Source organism: Sphingobacterium spiritivorum (assembly GCF_016724845.1).
Lineage (GTDB): Bacteria > Bacteroidota > Bacteroidia > Sphingobacteriales > Sphingobacteriaceae > Sphingobacterium > Sphingobacterium spiritivorum_A.
Window position 1 is genome coordinate 2,227,311 of record NZ_CP068082.1, and the last position, 23,733, is coordinate 2,251,043.

General features: G+C 41.6%; 14 protein-coding genes, 2 tRNA genes, 3 rRNA genes and 1 pseudogene. 8 read left to right on the forward strand and 12 right to left on the reverse strand.

What is annotated here, in order from left to right; translation table 11 throughout:
- Window positions 1-9: 9 nt before the first annotated feature.
- Genes I6J03_RS09400 through I6J03_RS09410 form a run of 3 tightly spaced genes read right to left on the reverse strand, consistent with a single transcriptional unit; the run spans window position 10 to window position 5,721 of the window.
- Window positions 10-3,630 carry a BamA/TamA family outer membrane protein gene (locus I6J03_RS09400; RefSeq protein ID WP_003009894.1) on the reverse strand — a complete coding sequence of 1,207 codons (3,621 nt, stop codon included), beginning with the start codon at window positions 3,628-3,630 and terminating at the stop codon, window positions 10-12.
- On the reverse strand, window positions 3,630-4,523 hold the full coding sequence (locus I6J03_RS09405) for an SdiA-regulated domain-containing protein (RefSeq protein WP_003009897.1): 894 nt from the start codon (window positions 4,521-4,523) through the stop codon (window positions 3,630-3,632). The genes I6J03_RS09400 and I6J03_RS09405 overlap by 1 nt, the downstream gene beginning before the upstream one ends.
- Before the next feature lie 22 nt (window positions 4,524-4,545).
- The gene (locus tag I6J03_RS09410; RefSeq protein WP_003009901.1) at window positions 4,546-5,721 is read right to left on the reverse strand and encodes a Pycsar system effector family protein; all 1,176 of its coding nucleotides are present in this window, start codon (window positions 5,719-5,721) and stop codon (window positions 4,546-4,548) included.
- Window positions 5,722-6,496: 775 nt separating this feature from the next.
- Between I6J03_RS09410 and I6J03_RS09415 the strand changes: the two genes are divergently transcribed.
- From I6J03_RS09415 to rrf, 5 genes are all read left to right on the forward strand, one after another.
- A 16S ribosomal RNA gene (locus I6J03_RS09415) occupies window positions 6,497-8,019 on the forward strand.
- 117 nt (window positions 8,020-8,136) lie between these two features.
- A tRNA-Ile gene (locus I6J03_RS09420) sits at window positions 8,137-8,213 on the forward strand.
- An 8-nt stretch (window positions 8,214-8,221) separates the two neighbouring features.
- Window positions 8,222-8,298, forward strand: a tRNA-Ala gene (locus tag I6J03_RS09425).
- Window positions 8,299-8,460: 162 nt separating this feature from the next.
- Window positions 8,461-11,345: ribosomal RNA gene (locus I6J03_RS09430) — 23S ribosomal RNA — on the forward strand.
- Window positions 11,346-11,451: 106 nt separating this feature from the next.
- Window positions 11,452-11,563: ribosomal RNA gene (gene rrf / locus I6J03_RS09435) — 5S ribosomal RNA — on the forward strand.
- Together the 16S, 23S and 5S rRNA genes with 2 tRNA genes alongside form the textbook arrangement of a ribosomal RNA operon.
- 800 nt (window positions 11,564-12,363) lie before the next feature.
- On the opposite strand, the gene I6J03_RS09440 is transcribed toward rrf, so the two are convergent.
- Entirely contained in the window at window positions 12,364-12,747 is a 384-nt protein-coding gene (locus I6J03_RS09440; protein ID WP_003013155.1) for an SRPBCC family protein, read from the reverse strand.
- Window positions 12,748-12,859: 112 nt separating this feature from the next.
- Here I6J03_RS09440 and I6J03_RS09445 point away from each other — a divergent pair, with 112 nt between their 5' ends.
- The gene (locus I6J03_RS09445) at window positions 12,860-14,221 is read left to right on the forward strand and encodes a methyltransferase RsmF C-terminal domain-like protein (RefSeq protein WP_003013152.1); all 1,362 of its coding nucleotides are present in this window, start codon (window positions 12,860-12,862) and stop codon (window positions 14,219-14,221) included.
- A gap of 2 nt (window positions 14,222-14,223) precedes the next feature.
- Here I6J03_RS09445 and coaBC read toward each other — a convergent pair whose 3' ends face one another.
- The 3 genes from coaBC to I6J03_RS09460 are packed head-to-tail and all read right to left on the reverse strand — an operon-like array spanning window position 14,224 to window position 16,714.
- Window positions 14,224-15,432, reverse strand: a complete 1,209-nt coding sequence (gene coaBC / locus I6J03_RS09450) for a bifunctional phosphopantothenoylcysteine decarboxylase/phosphopantothenate--cysteine ligase CoaBC (protein ID WP_003013150.1) — start codon at window positions 15,430-15,432, stop codon at window positions 14,224-14,226.
- A gap of 10 nt (window positions 15,433-15,442) precedes the next feature.
- Complete coding sequence (locus tag I6J03_RS09455) at window positions 15,443-15,772, reverse strand: DNA-directed RNA polymerase subunit omega (protein ID WP_003000319.1); 330 nt, start codon at window positions 15,770-15,772, stop codon at window positions 15,443-15,445.
- Window positions 15,773-15,799: 27 nt separating this feature from the next.
- A complete protein-coding gene (locus tag I6J03_RS09460; protein ID WP_003013149.1) occupies window positions 15,800-16,714 on the reverse strand; it encodes an outer membrane protein assembly factor BamD in 915 nt (304 codons plus the stop codon).
- Between the two features lie 244 nt (window positions 16,715-16,958).
- Between I6J03_RS09460 and I6J03_RS09465 the strand changes: the two genes are divergently transcribed.
- Both I6J03_RS09465 and I6J03_RS09470 read left to right on the forward strand, forming a co-directional pair.
- A complete protein-coding gene (locus tag I6J03_RS09465; RefSeq protein WP_003013147.1) occupies window positions 16,959-17,240 on the forward strand; it encodes a NifU family protein in 282 nt (93 codons plus the stop codon).
- Window positions 17,241-17,311: 71 nt separating this feature from the next.
- On the forward strand, window positions 17,312-17,962 hold the full coding sequence (locus I6J03_RS09470; protein ID WP_039990603.1) for a hypothetical protein: 651 nt from the start codon (window positions 17,312-17,314) through the stop codon (window positions 17,960-17,962).
- A gap of 223 nt (window positions 17,963-18,185) precedes the next feature.
- Here the strand turns inward: I6J03_RS09470 and I6J03_RS09475 are convergent, their stop codons facing one another.
- The 5 genes and pseudogenes from I6J03_RS09475 to I6J03_RS09495 form a co-directional block, all read right to left on the reverse strand.
- The gene (locus I6J03_RS09475) at window positions 18,186-19,256 is read right to left on the reverse strand and encodes a dipeptidase (protein ID WP_039990602.1); all 1,071 of its coding nucleotides are present in this window, start codon (window positions 19,254-19,256) and stop codon (window positions 18,186-18,188) included.
- A gap of 10 nt (window positions 19,257-19,266) precedes the next feature.
- A complete protein-coding gene (locus I6J03_RS09480; protein ID WP_003013141.1) occupies window positions 19,267-20,385 on the reverse strand; it encodes a D-TA family PLP-dependent enzyme in 1,119 nt (372 codons plus the stop codon).
- Between the two features lie 9 nt (window positions 20,386-20,394).
- Window positions 20,395-20,865: a RidA family protein gene (locus tag I6J03_RS09485; protein ID WP_003013139.1), complete on the reverse strand. Its 471-nt coding sequence runs from the start codon at window positions 20,863-20,865 to the stop codon at window positions 20,395-20,397.
- Between the two features lie 5 nt (window positions 20,866-20,870).
- Window positions 20,871-22,192 (reverse strand): annotated as a pseudogene (locus I6J03_RS09490) (GntP family permease).
- A gap of 14 nt (window positions 22,193-22,206) precedes the next feature.
- A complete protein-coding gene (locus tag I6J03_RS09495) occupies window positions 22,207-23,730 on the reverse strand; it encodes a SusD/RagB family nutrient-binding outer membrane lipoprotein (protein WP_039990601.1) in 1,524 nt (507 codons plus the stop codon).
- Window positions 23,731-23,733: the final 3 nt, after the last annotated feature.

Below are 23,733 nucleotides of genomic sequence, written 5' to 3' on the forward strand. Positions count from 1 at the left end.
TCTTAATATTTAGAAACGGAAGCCCATAGAAAAATAGGGATACCATCCTTCTGTAGAATGGGCCATGACAAACTGCAAAGCAAGCATCTTGGCCAAAATGTAATAAGCACCTCCACCCACACCCTGATGCAGAGAAGAATCCTCTGTGTTTTCAGACCATACCTTACCGATGTCATAAAGACCCAATACTCCGATTTCACCGGGAGCAATATAACTGTTGATATGATGTACACGAATCCGTGCTTCAAGATTATTATAAAAATACTGGTCTCCGGCAAACCGGTATTGGCGATATCCTCGCAGATTACCCTGCCCTCCAAGGAACAGGGACTGATAAAAGGCCGGTTTTCCCACATTGGAACCCGCACCTGTTCTGTTGGCAAGTACTATAGCTTTCTGTAAAAAACTTTTGTACACACCCATCTCGGCAGTCAGTTGTGCATAGGATCTGGAATATTTATTCAGACCTGTATATCCGGAGATAGAGGCAGAAAAATATCCTCCTTCCGTAGGGTTTAAATGATTGTTGCGATTGTCCTTCATAAAATGCGCTGCAAGGCCTATAAAAGTCTTGTCTTTGGAGACCGTAAGGCTGTCGTAGGAATGAAGAGCATTGGAAGTAAGAATAAACCGGTCTTTGTTTTCTTCCGGATTCATATGATAGGCCTGAAAAGAAGGGCCAATGCTGTAAGTAACAGTAGAACTGGGATTCCACAGTAAATGCGAATTTATATCAAAAAGATTAAAACGGGCTCTGTAATACCTGCTGCCATAGGTGTCTTCATGAAATTCGGAATTATTACCCATCCCGAAAAAATTCTGGCTGTTGTCCGGAGCTTTGGCATTTGCTTCGACCACCAGATCTGCTTTGCCAAACACTTCTTTCCATTGACCGCGATATTTGATACGATAAGCTCCGGTACGGATCGACCCTCCTATTCCGAATTCCTGAGTATTGGAAAACGGAGTTTTGCGAAAGCCTCGCTGATGTGTGTATTTAAATCCTGCCCCCAGAAATACCCCGTCATCGGCATTGTATCCTGCAGTCAGTAAAGGAAGCCAGGTGTTATATAAATTTACGGGAACAAAATCCACATTTGCAGAATCTTTAGTGCTTTTCACATGCAAACGGTCAATATTACCGGAGAAATGTGAAGAAGCACTGTTATCGTATAGTCTGATCGTTTTGTTGGAATGTTGTATTGCGTACGTTTTGGGATCATAGCTGCCTATAATCCGGAGTTTGATGTCCGTATTGGAAGTATTGACAAAAACGGAATCCGCACCTTTACCTAAATATACTCGTACTTCTCTGGTCATCTCAGGTGAGAATATTTTGTCCATAAGCAATTTAGTCTCTTCACCTTCTTTATTGATTTTGGTTATCTTAATGCTTAATGCTTTATCAGGTGCATCTTCAATCCGTACTTTTTCATTCTTATCACTCAGATGCACGTCAACGATATTATTTACAAAGCGGTAATATTTATCCATAGCTGCGGGCATGGCATCTCTGCGGGACTTCAGGTCATGCAATATCGCTTTCCCACGGATATCGATAGAAGACTGAGGCAACCTGCTGATACTCTCCGCTAATACCTCATCCGTAAGTTGATCCGAAAATTTATGTGCTTCCTTCATCCATTCTTCGTAAGACAGTTGTGCCTGCGGGTGCGCATTGAGAAAACGAGACTTGATCATTGAATATTGAATTCTGGGGATTTTGGGCCCGAATCCTTGCATAGTCGGCATAATAAAAGGCTGATAGATGTTGGATGTAATAAATCCCTGTGTAACACGCAAGGCCTGGTCACGATCCCGGGGGACAGAGACATAGTCCCGGTCCTTATCTTTTCTGCCTTTGTTTACATCATACCACCTCCATTGATCTTCATGTCTGTCCCAGTCATTAATCAGAACGTCCAGCATTCTTGCCCTTAGAAATGTTTTGGCTTTAAATTTATTGTCATTGTCATTTTGCAACTTCTGCATCATCTTAATGCTGTTGTCCGAGTTGCCCAAAGGCTCCCGCTCTTCCAGCAAGGCGACTTCATTTGCAAATAAAAGGTTATAAGCTCCCAAAGCGGTATCCGGAGCGACTACACCGATAACAGGATTGGCTACAGGCACATCTATTGCTTTTGCCAGAGGAGGTATCATTAATGCGGAATAGGGATGCTGTGCACTGTTTGCATCATCCAGAACATTCTGTACAAAAGTGTGATGCAGTTCTTCCGGGATAAGAGATTCTGTGCGTTTATTCACCGAACGAAGAGCCCATTCTTTTCCTTGTGCATCTTCCAGACGAAGAGATATCGATTGCATGCCCCCGCCCCTTTTCGTAGGTTTTAACCCGCCATGTAGTTCCGACATGCGTAATACAGGTAGTTTGGTTTCAGCTGCCCATTCTTTTCTGTAATTTTCACCCAGGAAGAAGCGCTGCAGGGTATTCGCCTCATCATATTTCGGATTGACCCGTACAGTGACGCTATCCCGGCCGGCAGTCATGTTGTGTAAAGAGTCTACAATAATATTTATATCCTTATAAGGCTTGGTATATGTATATGATTCTTTTATCTCCTCTTTATCACAGACATAATACGTCATCCTTATATTTCTGTCTTCGAGTTGGTCCAGGATTACAAAGCCTTTCTGTTCGCCCTTGTACAAAAGGTGCTTTCCTTTATGAATGTGTGATGCCCGTGATCCGGCACCGCTGACAACCTGTGTAATATTTTTATCCTGAATAAGTTGAAGGCCGTGGTCGTGACCGGAGACATAAATCGTATTTGGAAACGGTTTGAACACAGAAGTCACCTCCGTAATAAGGTCTGTGTATTCAGGATGCGGCTTGTCCTCCGGACTTTGAAATACCGTAGAACGAAGAAGCGGATAGAGTGAGCCGACAACAGGTAGCGGAATGTAAAGATTTTTCCAGCCTTCCGTAAGCGGGAAGAGGTGTTGTTTTACCGAAAAGTATCCGCCATGTGGTCCGTAGGTCCGCATGGGATGATGAGAGGCAACTATGATGGTTTTATAACGGTTTTCATATAACAGTTCGTCAAGCTGTTGCAGAAAAACAGTTTTGGAATCACACTCACAATCGATGTCTGCAGTTGACTTCTTGTGCGGAAATAACCAATATTCACTGTCATACGCGATAATAACCAGATTTTCAGAGACCGGAATCTCTACCGGACCGGGACATCCATTGGCAGGCAGCACCTTTAATAATGAATCTTGCTGATCCGCTATAAAGCTCCATTGTGCCCTTATTTTTGCAAGTCCGTCTTTACCCATATTATCCCAATCGTGATTTCCGGGAATAAAATAAACCGGACTGCCAGCCTGTCTTAGGGGTAAAAATTGGGAGGATAAAATTTCCCTGGTCACCTTTTCTTTTGGATGTCCGGGTAAAGCCATACCGTCAGGATAAATATTATCTCCGAGATAGAGCGTTGTCGTTTTGCCCGGAATAATCAGTTCCTTCGCTTTAGTAATCAATGACGTCTGTTGCGGATTGATTTCTCCGGCATCTCCGATCAGAATCAAACGGCTGCGGATCTGTGCATCCTGAGCAAAAGCCGGACCGGCCAGCAGAAGGAACAAAAAAAGCGATTGAAATTTCATTATTTAAGCAGTTCAAATTTATATAATATCGCTTTGTCTTTATTGCCGGCCTCATTGCTGATATACAAGTTGTCATCCGCATCGAATGCAATCCCTTCCGGCTGTGCATGTTGTTTGCGGCTTAAGGGAGAAACAGACTTTACATTCCACTTGTCATCTGTGATGACCAACGCTTTATCTACTGATGAAAGAATATACCATTCATTAGTTGTGACCCGCTTTGTCAAAGCCGACGGTTTGAATGTTTTAGAGAAACTGCTGTCAAATTGTTTTAACTGGTTAATATTTAGAGTGAATCCTCCGTTCGCTTCTAAATCTCCGGTCTCATTTATTTTGAAGATATAGCCGGACGTTTGTGCTTTCTTTTTGTCAGCGGAACAGGATTTACACAACGCAAACACCAGTTGGTGCACAGGGTCAGTGGCCAGACCTTCATATTCTCCCTTTGGTAATAGGTCCTTAAAGGTTTTGACCTGCTGAATATTGTTTTTCTCGGTAATGGGGAAAGTATACAACGTACCGTTACTCTTTAGAATAATAAAATGACTGTTGCTGACCGCTAAATCTTCATAATCACCATCTTTTTCAAAAGGGACAGAAGAGAGCTGTTTGTTTATAAGGTTATAGGAGTACAATAAGCCCTTTTCGTCCTGAATGGCATAAATCCACTCCTTATTATCCGGTAAGAAGGTAATTCCGGAAATTTCCTGCAATTCGTCGGGCAATTCCGTTGGCTGTCCCTTATCCAGTTGATAAGGAAAAGTTTTATCAGTTGCCGATGTTGCAGATGCTGTTTCTTTTGTTTTATTAGTATTGGCTTTCTGAGAGCAGGCCTGAAAAGCATAGGAGCTTAAAGATAGCGCCAGGGATAACATAAAGACGGAGCGATTCATAGGAGTCATTTTAAACGAATGATTATATACTTACGGAAATCAAAAAAGATATAGAAGAAAGGATCAAACCTAGCATAAATATTGCATATGCGATACGTAGCAGCTTGTATTTTCTTCCCAGAACCACACCTTGTGCATATACATCTTTTGTCAGCATCCCGTACAAGAATTCGCTGTCATCCATCACCCGGTTCATTCCTTCCTTATATTCCTCCAGTTTCATTTTATAAAAATTGCCGAAAAACAAGAGGTTTACCGTTTTTTTATTGATCTCTTCCTGTGTGAATACTCCCGGGGGCACCTTCGGAATAGTGGACAATATCGCGACCACCATTGTGGATACACTGAAGGACAAAAGCATTATAGTAGGAATAACTAAATGTTCGTTGCTATCCAGCTTTCTTAATAATACCGCTATGACCATAGAAAGAATAATGGAATTAACAGTCAATAGAATATTCGCTTTATTATCAGCCATATCACTCAGGCGTTGATTATTGGATGATGTAATCCGAAACATGGTTTCTATTCCGCGTTCGGGTTTCTTTTGCCGTTCTTCATTCTTTTTAAATAAATTATCTTCAGTAAGCTGCTTCCCTTCTTTCTTCTCTTTATCCAATAATATTTTTAGATTTTTATCTTTCTCCCTATTCAGCTTCTCTCTGGCATAATCAGTATGATAGTGATGCTGCTGCATAAGTGCTATTGTTTGCTTTCTCCACTCTTCCTTGCCAATCTTCTTCCCTCCTACTGTTTCTGCTTCTTTACGCATAAGTTTATTGCGTGTCTCAAAATTCTCGCCGCCTAAATGAAACAGATCGGCATCGCATAATATCTGCTCTAATAGATTAGTTGGTTGCTGCGGCATTCGGGTTGCCATAATGCAACCGACTACCTGGTCCTGAATATGCTTATCTATACTCTGTTCTTCAAGAAATGTCCGGGCGAGTTGTGCACCCCTGCTTTCATGTTGCTTTGCTCCACCATGGAAGTAACCAAGATCATGGAAATAAGCCGCACATAAGACAATAAACAGATCTTCTTTATTCAGCGCATAATGATGTGCGATCTCAGTAGCCGCACTTACTACCTCTGAAGTATGTGAATCATTATGAAAGCATAGCTCGGCAATTTTATGTTGCTTTATAAAGTCTGAAACATAGGCTTGCACTTTTTGGAGGATCAGGTCGTATTCCATTTTAATAACCGTTAAGTATTATAAACAAATATATCTACATCTACAGAAACTCGTAGCACATCCTATTTGTTTTTAGTGGAAATATATGTTTTTTGATTCCCGGCTGACTTTTACAGGCGATTTCAGAATGCCTTTTGAAATTATCTTGTATATTTTCAGGCAGTTATGTTTTATTTTAGAAATAAGGTTAAAAAAGGTTTGGAAGTAATTAGTATAAAGTTCTACCTTTGCACCACTCCGCAAGGGAGGGACGGTTGTTTCGAAAGGGATGACTACTGAAAAAAGGGGTTTAGAATATGCGGGAGCGCAGATTTTTTGCAAAAAAGATTTGCGGGTTTCGAAAAAGATTTCTACCTTTGCAGTCCCTTGAGAGGGGCAAGCCTACCGGCCGGAAAGAAGAGCTTTAGTGCTTAAGATGAAGACTGGGGTCCGATACCGCAAGGGGATCGGGGAGGTTAAAAAGGGAGAGAAAAAGCCAGAAAATATTTTCACAAATATTTTGGAGTTTTAAAAAAGATTTCTACCTTTGCAGTCCCTTCAGAAACGAAGGAAAAAAACAAGATCAAAAGGGGCGCAATGCCTTGTTGAAATAGAAGCTGAAACGAGAGTGGAAGCGCGAAGTTCTTTAAAGAAATAATCATGTAGCGTAACGAGTAGTTGATAAGTCAACGAAAGTTAACAAACAATCAACCAAGTCAATTCAGGTTAGAAATAAACAAAGACAATTCTAATTATTTTTATTGATAAATAGTTAGGTGTCGAACAATTCATTATTACAATGGAGAGTTTGATCCTGGCTCAGGATGAACGCTAGCGGCAGGCCTAATACATGCAAGTCGAACGAGATTATTCAGCTTGCTGGATATGAAAGTGGCGCACGGGTGCGTAACGCGTGAGCAACCTACCTCTGTCAGGGGGATAGCCCGGCGAAAGTCGGATTAACACCGCATGACATTATTGATGTGGCATCACATTATAATCAAATATTTATAGGACAGAGATGGGCTCGCGTGACATTAGCTAGTTGGAGAGGTAACGGCTCACCAAGGCAACGATGTCTAGGGGCTCTGAGAGGAGAATCCCCCACACTGGTACTGAGACACGGACCAGACTCCTACGGGAGGCAGCAGTAAGGAATATTGGTCAATGGAGGGAACTCTGAACCAGCCATGCCGCGTGCAGGATGACTGCCCTATGGGTTGTAAACTGCTTTTGTCGGGGAATAAACCTACGTTTGAGAACGTAGCTGAATGTACCCGAAGAATAAGGATCGGCTAACTCCGTGCCAGCAGCCGCGGTAATACGGAGGATCCAAGCGTTATCCGGATTTATTGGGTTTAAAGGGTGCGTAGGCGGTTCTTTAAGTCAGAGGTGAAAGACGGCAGCTTAACTGTCGCAGTGCCTTTGATACTGAAGAACTTGAATGCGGTTGAGGAATGCGGAATGAGACAAGTAGCGGTGAAATGCATAGATATGTCTCAGAACCCCGATTGCGAAGGCAGCATTCCAAGCCGTTATTGACGCTGATGCACGAAAGCGTGGGGATCGAACAGGATTAGATACCCTGGTAGTCCACGCCCTAAACGATGATAACTCGATGTTGGCGATAGACAGTCAGCGTCCCAGCGAAAGCGTTAAGTTATCCACCTGGGGAGTACGCCCGCAAGGGTGAAACTCAAAGGAATTGACGGGGGCCCGCACAAGCGGAGGAGCATGTGGTTTAATTCGATGATACGCGAGGAACCTTACCCGGGCTTGAAAGTTAGTGAATGATCCAGAGACGGATCAGTCCTTCGGGACACGAAACTAGGTGCTGCATGGCTGTCGTCAGCTCGTGCCGTGAGGTGTTGGGTTAAGTCCCGCAACGAGCGCAACCCCTATGTTTAGTTGCCAGCATGTAATGATGGGGACTCTAAACAGACTGCCTGCGCAAGCAGAGAGGAAGGTGGGGACGACGTCAAGTCATCATGGCCCTTACGTCCGGGGCTACACACGTGCTACAATGGTCGGTACAGCGGGCAGCTACACAGTAATGTGATGCCAATCTCTGAAAGCCGATCACAGTTCGGATTGAGGTCTGCAACTCGACCTCATGAAGTTGGATTCGCTAGTAATCGCGTATCAGCAATGACGCGGTGAATACGTTCCCGGGCCTTGTACACACCGCCCGTCAAGCCATGAAAGTTGGGGGTGCCTAAAGCATGTAACCGCAAGGAGCGTGTTAGGGCAAAACCGATAATTGGGGCTAAGTCGTAACAAGGTAGCCGTACCGGAAGGTGCGGCTGGAATACCTCCTTTCTAGAGTACTTGAATTGGTGCTCGTTACGTATACACATGATTAAAAAAAGACATTAAGAAGAAAGTACCCATCCCAATAAAAGGAATGGAGTTACCGAGAGAGATTAAGAAAAAGCTAGTCCCGTAGCTCAGTTGGTTAGAGCACTACACTGATAATGTAGGGGTCAGCAGTTCAAATCTGCTCGGGACTACCACACAAGCCGGGGAATTAGCTCAGCTGGCTAGAGCATCTGCCTTGCACGCAGAGGGTCAACGGTTCGACTCCGTTATTCTCCACCATAGAAAAGTGTTATCGCAGGATAACACGATAAATTTCTTAACGAGTTCTTTGACATATTGAAAGAAAAAAATTACAAGAGAAGACAACAGTAGAGACGTTTTCCATTAATTTGGAAGACACAATACAAGCATCACCATAGTAGCAAAAGGGCTATGGTTGAGAAGAAAGTAAATAAGGGCACACGGGGGATGCCTAGGCTCTCAGAGGCGAAGAAGGACGTGATAAGCTGCGATAAGCATCGGGGATTGGCAAATGCGAATTGATCCGATGATTTCCGAATGGGGCAACCTAACATACTGAAGGTATGTTGTATAATACGCGAACGCGCTGAACTGAAACATCTAAGTAGGCGTAGGAGAAGAAAATAATAATGATTTCCCAAGTAGTGGCGAGCGAACGGGAAAGAGCCCAAACCATATATGTTACGGCATTTATGGGGTTGTAGGACCACGAGATTGTATTGACCGTATGAAGTAGAAGCAGATGGGAAGCTGCACGATAAGGGTGATAGTCCCGTATACGTAAAGAGGGTCAGCATAGTGGTATCCTGAGTACCGCGGGGTCGGAGACGCCCTGTGGGAATCCGGCGGCACCATCCGCCAAGGCTAAATACTCCTGAGAGACCGATAGTGAACCAGTACCGTGAGGGAAAGGTGAAAAGAACCCCGAACAGGGGAGTGAAAAGAACCTGAAACCGTGTGCTTACAAGCGGTTGGAGCAGAGAGATTCTGTGACAGCGTGCCTTTTGCATAATGAGCCTACGAGTTACTCTTGTCTGGCAAGGTTAAGTGGTTCAGCCACGTATCCGAAGCGAAAGCGAGTCTTAATAGGGCGCATAGTCAGATGAGGTAGACGCGAAACCTTGTGATCTACCCTTGGGCAGGTTGAAGTTGCAGTAACATGTAATGGAGGACCGAACCGATAAACGTTGAAAAGTTTCCGGATGACCTGAGGGTAGGGGTGAAAGGCTAATCAAACTGGGAAATAGCTCGTACTCCCCGAAATGTTTTTAGGAACAGCGTGAGAGTTTAGTTTGATAGAGGTAGAGCTACCGATTGGGTGCGGGGGAGTCAAATCCTACCAAATCCAGACGAACTCCGAATGCTATCAAATATATCTTGCAGTGAGGCTTTGGGTGCTAAGGTCCAAGGCCGAGAGGGAAAGAACCCAGACCATCAGCTAAGGTCCCCAAATATACACTAAGTTGAACTAACGAGGTCCGGTTGCCCAGACAGCTAGGATGTTGGCTTGGAAGCAGCCATTCATTTAAAGAGTGCGTAACAGCTCACTAGTCGAGCGGCCGGGCGTGGATAATAAACGGGCATCAAGTGTATTACCGAAGCTATGGATTATATACATGAGTATATACTGGTAGGGGAGCATTCTATAGGGGGTGAATCGTCATGGTAATGTGGCGTGGACTTTATAGAAAAGCAAATGTAGGCATAAGTAACGATAAGGCAGGTGGGAAACCTGCCCACCGAAAGACTAAGGTTTCCTGATCAACGCTAATCGGATCAGGGTTAGTCGGGGCCTAAGGTACACCCGAACGGGGACAACCGATGGACAACTGGTTAATATTCCAGTACTTTTTATAACTGCGATGTGGTGACGGAGTAGTGACACTGCCGCGAACTGACGGAATAGTTCGTTAAAAGGCGTAGGTATTAGAGATGTAGGCAAATCCGCATTTCTAGCTGAACCCCAATAGTACAGCAAAGCTTCGGTGGCGCTGATAGAGCAGGTAAGCAGACTTCCAAGAAAACCCGCTAAGCTTCAGGTTATAAAAACCCGTACCGTAAACCGACACAGGTAGTCGAGGAGAGAATCCTAAGGTGCTCGAGTGAATCATGGCTAAGGAACTCGGCAAAATGGCCCTGTAACTTCGGGAGAAGGGGCGCTTCCTCACGAGAGTGAGAAGCCGCAGTGAAAAGGCCCAGGCGACTGTTTAACAAAAACATATGGCTTTGCAAAATCGAAAGATGAGGTATAAGGCCTGACACCTGCCCGGTGCTGGAAGGTTAAGAGGGGATGTCATCGCAAGAGAAGCATTGAATCGAAGCCCCAGTAAACGGCGGCCGTAACTATAACGGTCCTAAGGTAGCGAAATTCCTTGTCGGGTAAGTTCCGACCTGCACGAATGGTGTAACGATCTGGGCGCTGTCTCAGCCATGAGCTCGGTGAAATTGTGGTATCGGTGAAGACGCCGGTTACCCGCAACGGGACGGAAAGACCCCATGCACCTTCACTATAGCTTAACATTGGAATTGGGTACAGGATGTGTAGGATAGGCGGGAGATGTTGAAGCGGCTTCGCCAGGAGTCGTGGAATCAACCTTGAAATACCGCCCTTTCTGTATTCGGTTTCTAACTCGATTATGTCGAGGACATTGTTTGGTGGGTAGTTTGACTGGGGTGGTCGCCTCCAAAAAGGTAACGGAGGCTTTCAAAGGTAAGCTCAGTACGCTTGGTAACCGTACGTGGAGTGCAATGGCATAAGCTTGCTTGACTGTGAGACCGACAAGTCGAACAGGGTCGAAAGACGGACATAGTGATCCGGTGGTTCTGTATGGAAGGGCCATCGCTCAAAGGATAAAAGGTACGCTGGGGATAACAGGCTGATCTCCCCCAAGAGCTCATATCGACGGGGAGGTTTGGCACCTCGATGTCGGCTCGTCACATCCTGGGGCTGGAGAAGGTCCCAAGGGTTGGGCTGTTCGCCCATTAAAGTGGCACGCGAGCTGGGTTCAGAACGTCGCGAGACAGTTCGGTCCCTATCTGTTGTGGGCGTTGGAAGTTTGAGTGGATCTGATCTTAGTACGAGAGGACCGGATTGGACAGACCGCTGGTGAACCTGTTATGCCGCCAGGTGTACGGCAGGGTAGCTACGTCTGGAATAGATAAGCGCTGAAAGCATCTAAGTGCGAAACTAGCCACGAGATGAGACTTCCTTATAGGGTCGTAGAAGATGACTACGTTGATAGGTTGTAGGTGTAAAGGTAGAAATACCATAGCCGAGCAATACTAATAGCCCGAAGCTTTCTCAAGCAGATAACACTGTTGTCTTCCTCTTTAATTATTTCTTTCAATATAATGTCATTGATGTTGTGCTGACTACATACAACTGGTTAGTTTATAATATCAAAAAAGTATTCAGGTGCCTATATCGGCGGTGTCTACCTCTTCCCATTCCGAACAGAGCAGTCAAGCCCGCCAGAGCCGATGGTATTGCCGTAACAGGTGGGAGAGTAGGTCGGTGCCTTTTTTTAAACGAAAGCCCTTTCTGGAGACAGATAAGGGCTTTTTTGTTTTCAGTCCAGGGGATAACCGAACCAAACCGAAACCTGAAGCTAAAGTTAAACCAAATCCGGATATTGCAGACTTCATTATACAAAGTATCAGGCACAAGCAGCGCTTCGCTAAAGCTTGCTCCATACAAATGACAACGGCTAACCGAACTGTTCTTCTCACCATTTTAAGGAGAGATCCCGATGTATCGGGAGAGAGGTTAAAGACCGATATTCCAGGTGTACAGTTCTGTTACCTTTTAACTGCTTTACTTCTATGCTGTTGGTGAGGACACAAACAGACGCTTCAACGGCGTTGTTTACTGCTGTCCCCACCGGGAATACGACAAAGGCACAAGCAGCGCTACGCTAAAGCTTGCGCCATACAAATGACAACAGCTAACCGAACTGTTCTTCTCTCCTTTTTAAGGAGAGATCCGATTTATCGGGAGAGAGGTTAAAGACCGATATTACAAGTGTATCCTTTTATTACCTTTTAGCTGCTTCACTTCTATGCTATTGGTGAGACACCAACAGACGAGTTAGGAGTGTTTTCGGGTGTCCACACCCGGAATACTACAAAGGCACAAGCATCGCTGCGCTAATGCTTGCGCCATACAAACTACAACTGTTAACCGAACTGTTCTTCTCACCTTTTTAAGGAGAGATCCGATGTATGGAGAGAGAGGTTAAAGACTGTTATTCAAGCAGCACAACAAAAAAGCCCATTGAAATATGTATTTTCAATGGGCTTTTTTGTTGCATTAGGCTCTTTATATTAATCTTCTTCGTAAAATTCGATTAATGAAGCCATATATGGGTTACTCCAGCCATCTGCAATATCATCAAATGCTTCATCAGGAATATGAATGTGATTAACTTCAAGAGATGTTCCTTTTTTATGTTCATGTAGTTTTAGTGTAACAATAGAAGGCTCTTCCTGTTCACCGAAATACCATTGCTGTACAATCTTTTTACTTGGTTCTAAGCTGATAAACTTTCCTATGATCGCTCCGTCCCACATCGAAAATTCTCCACCTTCTACAGGATCTATGGATGCTTCGTCCCCTGTCCATAAGCGTGCAGTAATCTCTGTTGTAAGTGCCAGATATACCTCATCCGGAGTTGCGGGTATTATAAAATATTTTTTAAAATCTTTCATATCATTATTTCTGCTACAAAGGTAATGATTTATTACTGATGTCACTTTTGTAATTATGTTCTGCACTTTTTTTGAGAATGATTAACTTTACTGCTTATATAAGATAATCAAGATGAGTAATATTCTCCCCAATTCCTTAATTCGCAAATTAGGAGCTAATCCATTGTTTGATGAGCAAGCTTTTATCGATATTCACGAGAAGGGGGAAAGGCAGAGTTCAATCCGTATCAATGAAAAGAAAATAACAGCAGCTCCATTCGCTCATGCAGAACCAATTCCCTGGTGTGACCGTGGGTTTTATCTCGAAGAAAGGCCTTCTTTTACTTTAGACCCTTTATATCATGCGGGATGTTATTATTCTCAGGATGCATCATCTATGTTTATTTCTCATATTATCCAACATCTTAAACTTGATGGCGAGCCGCTTAAAGCATTGGATCTATGTGCTGCACCCGGAGGAAAAACCACTCTTTTAAATAGTTATCTTCATCCGCAGAGTCTTTTGGTTGCTAACGAAATTATAAAGACACGGGTACCTATTTTAATGGAAAATATGGTGCGTTGGGGTAATTCCAATGTTGTAATAACTAATAATGATCCCAGTGCTTTTAAAAGACTGCCGGGATATTTTGATTTGCTGTTGATTGATGCTCCATGTTCCGGTTCAGGAATGTTTCGTAAAGATAGCGGAGCTATAGATGAATGGTCCGAGGCTAATGTAAAGCTTTGCAGTGAACGCCAGCAACGAATTTTGGCTGAAGCGATGGATTGCCTTAAAACGGATGGTATTCTTCTATATTCAACGTGTTCCTATTCACAGGAGGAAAATGAAGATATTGCAGATTGGCTAGTAAAGGAGTATGGACTAAAATCTATTCAGATTCCTGTTGGTGAAGAGTGGGGAATCGAAGAAACACAATCTGATATTTCAGCATGCTTTGGCTATAGATTCTACCCGCATAAGGTTAAAGGTGAAGGTTTTTTCATCACTGCATTTGTCAAAACAGAATTTCAGGAAACATTTAACAGAAAAAAGATCAAACCTGAAAAATCGGATGTTCCGAATGGAATTATAGAGCATTGGTTAAATAATGCGTCAACACATACAGCTTTTCTTCATCATGAGAATGTGCATATATTTCCCAAAGATTATGAAACAGACCTGAAGATTCTGCAGAATGTACTTTACCTGAAGAATGCCGGAACAAATATTGGTAAACTGGCTGGTAAAGAGCTTATTCCGGCACATGGACTAGCATTAAGTACAGCTATTAAAGCTAATATTCCCACTCTTGAGCTCACATTGGAGGAAGCACAGAATTACCTGCGGAAGGAGAATATTGATCCGGAGCATAGTTTGAAGAATGGTTGGACGTTGGTCACCTATAAAAATGTAAAATTGGGGTGGATAAAGATCCTGGCGAACAGAATCAATAATTATTATCCGAAGGAAAGTAGAATAGCTTATTTATAAGCTCAATTTGAAGGATAGGGATGCCGAAGGATGATATTACAGATATCTTTGGCCACTTCCTGTTTAGTTTTTAGAGAAAACTCTTTTAAGGTTCCGTCTTTAGCAATAATCGTTACTTTATTTGTATCTGTAGAAAATCCGGCGCCTTTATCTTGCATAGAGTTGAGGATAATATAATCCAGATTCTTCTTTTGTAGCTTGCCTTTTGCATTCTCAAGCTCGTTATTTGTCTCCAGCGCAAAACCGATAAGCACTTGTTTGTCTGTTTTTCTCTTACCTAAGGTTGCCAGTATATCGGTCGTCTTTTTGAGAGGAATAGCAAAAGTATCTTCTTTCTTTTTGATCTTCTGATCTGCCACTGTTTCAGGAGTATAATCTGCTACTGCAGCACTCATGACGATAATATCAGCCGTGTCAAAACATGTATTTACAGCCTCCAGCATTTGATTAGCAGAGATAACAGAAATTCTGTTTACATCACTTGGTGCACTTAAGTGTGTAGGTCCGGATACTAATGTGACTTGAGCGCCCTGATTTTTCAATTCTTCAGCAATTGCATATCCCATTTTTCCGCTGGAATGATTACCGATAAAACGGACAGGATCAATAGCTTCATAGGTGGGGCCTGCCGTAACTAAAGCTTTTTTACCCGACAAGGGTTGGCTCCGGGTAAAGTAGTCGCTTAGGAGCGCTAAAATCTCCTCCGGTTCGGCGAGGCGTCCTTCGCCTGTCAGACCACTGGCAAGTTCTCCGGTACCCGGATGTATTATGGCATTGTTATAACTCTTTAACAATGCAATGTTGCGCTGTGTCGCCGGGTGCTTCCACATGTCCAGATCCATAGCAGGAGCAACAAAAACAGGACATTTGGCGGATAAATAAACAGCTGTAAGAAGGTTGTCACATTGTCCGTTCGCCATTTTGGCTAAAGTATTAGCCGTGGCAGGAGCGATCAGTAAAAGGTCGGCTTCCAGCCCGAGGTGAACATGATTATTCCATGAACCGGTTTTCTTGTCAAAATAATCGACCAGTACAGGTTTGTTGGAAAGGGTAGAAAGAGTGAGCGGAGTAATAAATTCGACTGCATCCGGAGTCATAATGACCTGTACGGCTGCTTTTTCTTTTACAAGGAGTCTTACGAGAGTCGCAATTTTGTATGCGGCAATACTGCCGCATACACCAATTACAATATTTTTGCCTTGTAAAGACATCAGAATGGGATTATTCTTGTTCTTTAGAAGGGTTTCTGAAGTACACTTTATCGTGAAGGAATTCATCGATAGCTACAAGAGTAGGCTTAGGCATACGCTCATAGTGCTTAGAAATCTCGATCTGTTCGCGGTTTTCGAATACTTCTTCCAGATTATCGTTGTTACTGGCAAATTCAGCAAGCTTACCGTTTAACTCTTCTTTCATGTCAACAGCAACCTGATTAGCTCTTTTGGAAATGACAACGATAGACTCGTATAGGTTATCAGTACCTTTATCCAATTGTCTCAAATCACGTGTAACCGTTGAATTTGGAAGACTGTTATTATTTGTTTGACTCATATCAAATGGGTATTACTTATTTCTTATTTATTTCTTTACTTCTTCAGTACTTTCACGTTGTTGGTTAACACCCAACTCTCTTTCTTGTTCTTCAATAGATTTTTTGATCTCGTTCCATCTTTTGATAGCTACGGCCATATTTGTTTCAGAATCTTTTCTGATATCATCTACTTCTTTACGGTGTTTGCTTTCCGGATAATCATCTACAAAGTCCTGATAATAATCAATTACCTTGCTGTAACGTTCTTCCTGTCTGCGAGGCGTACTTTTTTCGGCATATCTGAATTGCGCTTTGATAATCAGATAATTGATCTCTTCAGCATACTTTGTATCCGGATAGTCTTTAAGTACATTCTCTAATGCGATAACAGCGGCTTTGTAATCATCATTAAGCCCCATATCGTAATATAGCTTAGCATTTGAAAATGCTTTTTTCTCCAGTTTATCCCTTAATTGCTGAATCAGATCTGAGGCTTCTTTTGCTTTCTCAGATTCCGGATAAAGATTGACAAACAATTGCAGCTCATCGATAGCCTTACGTGTATTTTCCTGATCCAGTGAAGACCGCGGGGAATCCAGGTAAAAACAATAAGCCGTCATAAACCGGCATTCCTCAGCTTTTGCACTGTTTGGAAAAGTCTGTGCAAACTGTTTGAAATGATAACGAGCAGAAGTATAGTCTTTTAGACGGTAGTTTGTATATGCTGTATAGTAATATAAATCTTCCGCTTCGGCCTGTCCTCTGTAACGTTGCATTAAGTCGTCAAATAGGGCTAAGGCTTTCGTATATTTCTTTTTTTCGTAAAATTTGACAGCCTCCTGGTATTTTAAAGCCAAATTATTGCTGGCCCGCAACTTCTCAAACTTGCTCTTACAGCCACTAATAAATACAATGAGCAATAATCCGGCAACAACTGCCACTAAACGCCTATTTAAAAACATTTTACAAAGATAAGGGAATTTGATATAATAGTCAATTAAATTTTGATGTGCAATATAAGGGAAAGATAAGTTTTGAACAATTCTATCTTTGAATTTAACAAACTTTAACGAGAGTTACTGACGACACAGAATAAGTATATTTTGTCATACTGTTGTTGAAAAATTAATGTTACCTTGACAAGGTACGATAGAATTCTGAATAATTCACTATATTTACAAATCATAAAGATTTAACTAATTAAAAATGACGTTACACGAGAGAGTTGAACAGGCCTTAGATACAATTAGACCTTATTTAGAGACAGATGGAGGTAATGTAAGTTTAGAGGAAATCACACCTGAGAATGTTGTGAAACTTAAGTTGACGGGAGCTTGTGCATCTTGTTCGATGAGTATCATGACATTTAAAGCAGGATTAGAGCAGGCGATCAAAAAGGCAGTTCCTGAGATCACTTCGGTTGAAGCTCTGAATATTACAAGTGCGGATGACCCGAATGCAACTATTCCTTCTCCAAAGGTTTTGTAGCAAACTACTGACTTTTAACTATTAACACATTTTAACAGCCGTGTAGCGCACAAATGTGTAGTTTTGTGAGTATGGTAATAAACCCTAAACATATTGTTTTCACGATCTTGCTTATCTGGTCTTCCGTTTTTTCCTTTGCTCAGGAAAAGAAGATTGTTCAGTTTAGCGGGATTATTCATGCAATAGGTTCTGAACTTCCAGTACCATTTGTTACGATCCGGAATGGAGATCGCCAGGATCAGGTTTTTGTGGCCAACCATGAAGGTTTTTTCTCTTTTGTAGCCCATGTAGGTGATACAGTACGTTTTTCTTCAATCGGATACGATCCTACAGAATTTGTGGTTCCCAATACTTCTGAAGATAAATATACAGCTGCAATTCAGATGAAGAGTCTTGTCAAAGAATTGCCTATGGTTACACCCTTTCCCTGGGCTAGTATAGAAGAATTTAATATGGCTTTTATGGCACTACGTGTCGGAGATGACGCCATAACCACTGCACGCAGAAGTGTTTCACCTGAAGCACTGGCAGCGTTAGCCAGGATAACGCCAAGAAGTGCAGAAGAGATTCAGAATTTTAATTCTACACAAAGACATATTGGATTGACAAATAAAGCTATTAATCAAAAATATGCCAACCCTTTGCTTAACCCTTTTGCCTGGGGTAGTTTGATCAATGATATTTTCAAGGGTGATGATAGCCGGAAGAAGTTAAAGTATTAATAAACACCGAATCTCTGCTTACTTAATTGATTTTAGTATTTCATTCTGCGTAATGGCCATTTTAGAAAGAATACCTACCTACTTCAGTTTGGACACTATTATATCTCGTTCTTAAAATTATTGAATGTTTGTATTTTACATTTTATCAGTTGAAATAGGGATGTAAAAAACAGCTTTTCGATAAAAGAGTATAATTAATCTGTTTAAGAAATAAGTATCTGTTTTAATTCCAGTTCTTCATCAGAAAATTAATCCAGTTTTGATGGAAGATATTTTTCAGGTCTTCTTCTGAGTAGCCGTGATCTCTGAATATTAATACTAATTTCTGTAAGTCGGCTATTGTATCCAAATCATAAGGACATTGTTCTGTTCCGAAAGCACCATCAAGGTCGGATCCAATACCAATATGAAAAGTATTTCCGGCAAGTTGACAGATATGATCCATGTGCTTAAAAACAGTTTCCAGGTTACATTGCATACTCAGAGGAGTAGAAAGGCCTCTTTTCCAGTCCGGAACTAACATCCAGGCGTCTAGTGCTCCTCCGATAACGGCGCCATGAGCTATAAGCTCTTTAATTTGTGCATCATCATATTGTCTATTATGATTTACTAAACTTCGGCAATTATTATGACTTGCCCATACAGGACCGCTATAATTATCTAAAGCCTGCCAAAAGGCATCGTCACATAAATGAGTTGCATCCAGAATAATATGGAGTCGCTCCATTTCTTTTAATAGTTCTATTCCTCTCTTACCTATTACTCCGGTAGAGTCAGTTCCGTTGGCATAGCACCCGGGGCCGTAATGTGCCGGGCCGATGGCACGTAATCCATAATTATATGCTCTTTCTACATATGAGATATCCACAATAGAATCTGCTCCTTCTAAACTTAGTATATAGCCGATAGGTTTTTTGTCATTCGGTGTTCCATTATTCCATAATGCGATATGCTGTTGTAAAGATTGTACATCTGTAATAGAGACCATTTCACCAGCTTCCTCCATACATTTGTACCAGGAGATCTGCGCCTGCGTCTGTGCCCATGCCTGTTGTTGAGAATTCCATCCAGGAATTAGGCTATCTGGTTTTACAAATCGTGCAATTTGAGTTGCTACTACAATACCTATATTTCCTTTCCGCAGGTCGGGAAAGGATACTGTAGCCCGTCCTCTGTCTGGCTTATCATCCATCCCTTGCTCTAATTGGCGCAGAGTGTGTACATTGTTTCTAAGATCCCGGTTCCATTCCATAGCATTCATGCTAAGATCCAGGTGTGCATCAAATATGAACATAGCGTTTTGTTTAAATAGTGATTTTTCTTTTACGGGCAAGGACAGTCCATTGCTCTTGTATAGCTTGTTGAGAATTGACTACGTAAACGGTGTCATGTAAAGCACAGGTGGGACATACATGATAGGGTATAGCATAGATTATATCTCCTAACCTATATTGTTGATTTCCTTTGTTTTCAACAACAAGGTGTTCTTCTGATTGCGAAACAGGGACAAGGTTCGTGTCATTAAGAATTACCAGACGCTTATCAAGAGAATTTTCTGAAGCTACTGCTTTATACCCGATATCAATACATAAAGTATTTTCTGTCGGTTTAGATACAACTGTGCCTACTACCAAGAGTGCAGCTAAAAAGTTTTGCTCTGGTAAATTGATCTGATAATTTATGTCCCAAAATACAAAGGTGCCGGGGCTACATTCAACATTTTCCGCAGTGGCGTAAAATGGAAAAGTTCCTGAGCCACCAGCGACAATCTTCATTTTAGTATTCAGCTTCTGTTCGACAGTGTGAAGCTTCTCTTTAATCAAAGAAAATGCTTCAGAAGCAAAGTGTGTTCTTTCATTTTCGGTGCCGTGTAAATGTCCATCGTAGATATGAAGTCCTAAATGTTGAATATTAGGGAGTTCATGGATCTGGAAAAGCAGATCATCCCAGTTACTTTTAAACTCCACACCTGTTCGGTTCATGCCGGTATTGATATCAAGATATATACTAAAAATCTCATTCTTACTCTGACCCAGCTTAGAAAGCTCGTTTGTGACTTCTAAATTATCTACAATGGTGGAAAATAAAATTTCCGGATACTTTTTAATCAATGTCAGCCAGCGATTTTGTTTTACCTGTCCCACAGGCTGATATGCTAATAATATGTTTTTGATGCCATGCATGGCACATAGTTCGGCCTCTGAGACAGTTGCACATTTCACTTTATTAATTCCGTAAACTTTGAATAATTCCAGGATCTCGCCTAATTTATGTGTCTTCACATGCGGTCTCAGTTTTGATACATCTCCGTTTACAGCAGCAATTAGTTGCTTGATATTCTGGCTGATTCGATCAGAATAGAGTGCCAGGAATGGCGTATCTGCCAGAGTTTTAGGATTTATCTCCCACCATTTTTGTTGCATACCGATTTATTAATATAATTCGAAGATAGCTTCTACTTCTACAGGAATATTATCAGGCAAGGACCCCATCCCCACAGCGCTTCTTACGCCTATACCGTTTTCTTTGCCCCATACTTCAGCGAAAAGTTCACTACACCCATTAATGACATATGGGTGTCTTAAGAAATCTGAAGTACAATTGACCATACCAAATACTTTTACCACTCGTTTTACTGCGTTCAAACTATTAAAGTTCGTAACAATAGTGGACAGCATGGTTAGTCCGACCTGTCTTGCGGCAAGCTTTCCTTTCTCTATATCCATATCTTCTCCAATCCTTCCGATAATAAGTGATTTGTCATCCTGTACGGGACCATGTCCTGATAAATACAGATATTTACCATCTACCAAAAAAGGCTTATATATACCTAAAGGCTCAGGAGCAGGGGGCAGAGAAAGTCCAAGTGTTTCAAATTTTTCTTGTGGCAATAGATTATTCATATTTTTTAGTGTATAATAGTATTAAGGATAAAAATAAAAACAATTCCCAGAATAGAGACTAAAGATTCCATTACAGTCCAGGATTTTAAGGTATCTTTCATGCTTGTCCCGAAATATTCTTTGAATAGCCAAAATCCGGGATCATTCACATGGGAGCACATTAAGCTCCCGGCTCCAATAGAAAGTACTAACAGATTCGCGTCCAGATTATTGAGTTGCAATATAGGCAATAAAACGCCTGCTGTCATTAAACCAGCTGCGGTTGCGGAACCCACACATATTCTTATGAGAGCGGCCATTAACCATGCCAGCAAATAGGGATGAATATTGATCTGGCTCAGGTTATCTACAATGGTCTGGCTGACACCGCTGACTATCATGATTTCTTTCAGGCTACCCGCCCCCCCGATAATGAGTATAATAAGAACAACATCCTTGATGGCCTCTACAAATTCATCCATTATTGATTTCATGTTTTTTCCAACTCTGAAACCCAAGGTATAAGTGCATATGACTAATGATAATAACATAATAATACTGGGTTCGCCTATGGTTTTGCATATTGTGCTTACATGTTCATTATTCCACATCAGAGGAAGTAATGTTGTTATACTTAGACCGAATACCGGAAATAGTGCGGAGGTAATGCTTATCCAGAAAGCAGGTCTTGTTGTACCTGAAGCAGTTGTACTCATTGTTACGTTGAATGTGCTAGTCTCTCTGGTTTTAATATTCTTCAATGTATTAGAAAATAGCAGACCCGCAATAAGTAATGTGGGTATTGCTATAATAATTCCATAGACAAGGACTAGCCCTATATCTGCATGTAGCATACTGTTTAATGACATAGGAGATGGGTGAGGGGGCAAAAAACCGTGTGCAACCGACAGAGAGGCTAACATAGGAATCGCGATGTAAACCTTGGGTAATTTAAACTGATAGGCTACTGAAAAAATAAGAGGTACCAATAGTATAAACCCTACACTGTAAAATAAGGGTATTCCGACAATAAACCCTGTAATAAGAAGTCCTAAACGCACATACTTTTCCCGGTCCACTTCATAACTGTGTCTGCTATTACAGATGCTGCACCTGAAGAAACAGTGAGTTTTCCTATACAAGTTCCAAAAATAATAATCAATGTAATAGAACCGAGCATGTCTCCAAAACCTTTCTGGATAGTATCAGCGAGCTTTTCAACAGGTACACCTAATGTAAGCCCTGCTAATAAAGATGTGGTTATAAATGCGATAAAAGGATTGATCTTAAATCTGACTATTTGAAGTACCAGCACAATGATACATAATGAAAGGATTAGAATATTCATAGTTTATTTAGATGTTATTTATCCCACCATATTCTTGTTGTGAATGCATCTCTACCCTGACGATCCAATGCTTTTGTAAGATTGATATAGTTCACCGAATACTCACTTGTAGGATATTTAATCCTTCTTGGTATGGTTCCATTGGTCACATTACCCGCAAAGTTTATGGGTATTAACTGTGGATAACCTGTTCTTCTCCAGTTTGCATATACCTCTTGTTCATCTACAAACAATCCTATCCATAATTGTGTGTGTATCTGGTTCATTTTTTCTTCAAAAGTCCCTGTTTCTTTAAAAGGGTTAGTAGTAAGGTAAGCTGTGGCATCGTTAATAGCATAGGATGCTCCATATATTGCCATATTGAGGAAAGAGGCTTTAACCGCATTTTCATAAAGTGTTTTAGCCGATTCGGTGTACCATCCTCGCAAAGAGGCTTCCGCAAGATAAAGTTGCGTTTCTACATTGCCCAATAGCAGGAGTGGTGCATCCATTCGAAGGACAGTGTTCTGGTTAGGCTCAGAGTAAGTTGCTTGTTCAGCAGGGCTTGGGGCTATATTTACCCCATTAGGAAAACCTTTTTGTATCGCCGGATTTGTGTTTTGTATATTTCCTTCCCATACTCCTGAATACACACTTATTCGGGGGTCTGATGTCGACTTTAAGAGATCTATGAACGTCTTACTGAATTTGCCTCCTTCATTATTTGTTCTACCATTGGATCCTCTGGAATAATCTAGTCGTACTAAATCAATTGCAGATGGATTCCTGTTGAAATCATTGGGCCCGTCAGTATATTTCATAACAGCATTATCAATGCCGTTAAAAATGACACCACCATTAATTGCTTTAATTACCCATTCTTTGGAAAGGTTCTTATCTACTTTAGTTAAGCGCATTCCTAAGCGAAGCATGAGTGAATAGGCAAATTTTTTCCATTTATTTATATCTCCATCATAGATTAAGTCAGATTTGCCAAACCCTGCTTTGGAGACATCAAGTGCTGATGCAGCTTCTTCCAGCTCTTTCAGCATATCTTTATAGATAAATTCCTGACTGTCGTATTTAGGCAAAAAGATTTTATCTTCATAAGCCTTCGCGGCTTCAGTGTAAGGAATATCTCCGTATAAATCAGTAAAACGATGGTATAAATATACTTTCCATATTCTGGCCATGTTAAATTTATTACGGTTTTTTGGTTCCTCTCTTAGTTTATTTAACACCAGTGTTATCTGATTTATAGCGTTTGGATAAGCTTGTGAAAAATAAGAAGAGTAGTATACTTCGTTGTCCAGATATTTATCTCCCACCCCGGATGCTTCCTTGTAAGTGGCGTAATGTTGCATCATTTGGCCACATTGCAATACAGAGGTAAAAAAGTAACTATTACTAAGTCCTTCCAGCTGAGATTTACTAAATACAAAATCCGGATTTGCGGTTTCTACTGAATTGGGATTGGTGTTAATTTCTTCAAAGCCTTTTGTACAGGAGGAGACGTATATTGTCAGCGCACAAAGTGTATATATTATTATTTTATTCATATC

What these genes read in the sequence shown, in the direction of transcription:
- I6J03_RS09460 (WP_003013149.1), bottom strand. Translation starts at nt 16,714, where the DNA reads ATGTTTTTAAATAGGCGTTTAGTGGCAGTTGTTGCCGGATTATTGCTC.
- I6J03_RS09480 (WP_003013141.1), bottom strand. Translation starts at nt 20,385, where the DNA reads ATGCAACAAAAATGGTGGGAGATAAATCCTAAAACTCTGGCAGATACG.
- coaBC (WP_003013150.1), bottom strand. Translation starts at nt 15,432, where the DNA reads ATGTCTTTACAAGGCAAAAATATTGTAATTGGTGTATGCGGCAGTATT.
- I6J03_RS09400 (WP_003009894.1), bottom strand. Translation starts at nt 3,630, where the DNA reads ATGAAATTTCAATCGCTTTTTTTGTTCCTTCTGCTGGCCGGTCCGGCT.
- I6J03_RS09410 (WP_003009901.1), bottom strand. Translation starts at nt 5,721, where the DNA reads ATGGAATACGACCTGATCCTCCAAAAAGTGCAAGCCTATGTTTCAGAC.
- I6J03_RS09445 (WP_003013152.1), top strand. Translation starts at nt 12,860, where the DNA reads ATGAGTAATATTCTCCCCAATTCCTTAATTCGCAAATTAGGAGCTAAT.
- I6J03_RS09465 (WP_003013147.1), top strand. Translation starts at nt 16,959, where the DNA reads ATGACGTTACACGAGAGAGTTGAACAGGCCTTAGATACAATTAGACCT.
- I6J03_RS09440 (WP_003013155.1), bottom strand. Translation starts at nt 12,747, where the DNA reads ATGAAAGATTTTAAAAAATATTTTATAATACCCGCAACTCCGGATGAG.
- I6J03_RS09485 (WP_003013139.1), bottom strand. Translation starts at nt 20,865, where the DNA reads ATGAATAATCTATTGCCACAAGAAAAATTTGAAACACTTGGACTTTCT.
- I6J03_RS09470 (WP_039990603.1), top strand. Translation starts at nt 17,312, where the DNA reads ATGGTAATAAACCCTAAACATATTGTTTTCACGATCTTGCTTATCTGG.
- I6J03_RS09495 (WP_039990601.1), bottom strand. Translation starts at nt 23,730, where the DNA reads ATGAATAAAATAATAATATATACACTTTGTGCGCTGACAATATACGTC.
- I6J03_RS09405 (WP_003009897.1), bottom strand. Translation starts at nt 4,523, where the DNA reads ATGAATCGCTCCGTCTTTATGTTATCCCTGGCGCTATCTTTAAGCTCC.
- I6J03_RS09455 (WP_003000319.1), bottom strand. Translation starts at nt 15,772, where the DNA reads ATGAGTCAAACAAATAATAACAGTCTTCCAAATTCAACGGTTACACGT.
- I6J03_RS09475 (WP_039990602.1), bottom strand. Translation starts at nt 19,256, where the DNA reads ATGTTCATATTTGATGCACACCTGGATCTTAGCATGAATGCTATGGAA.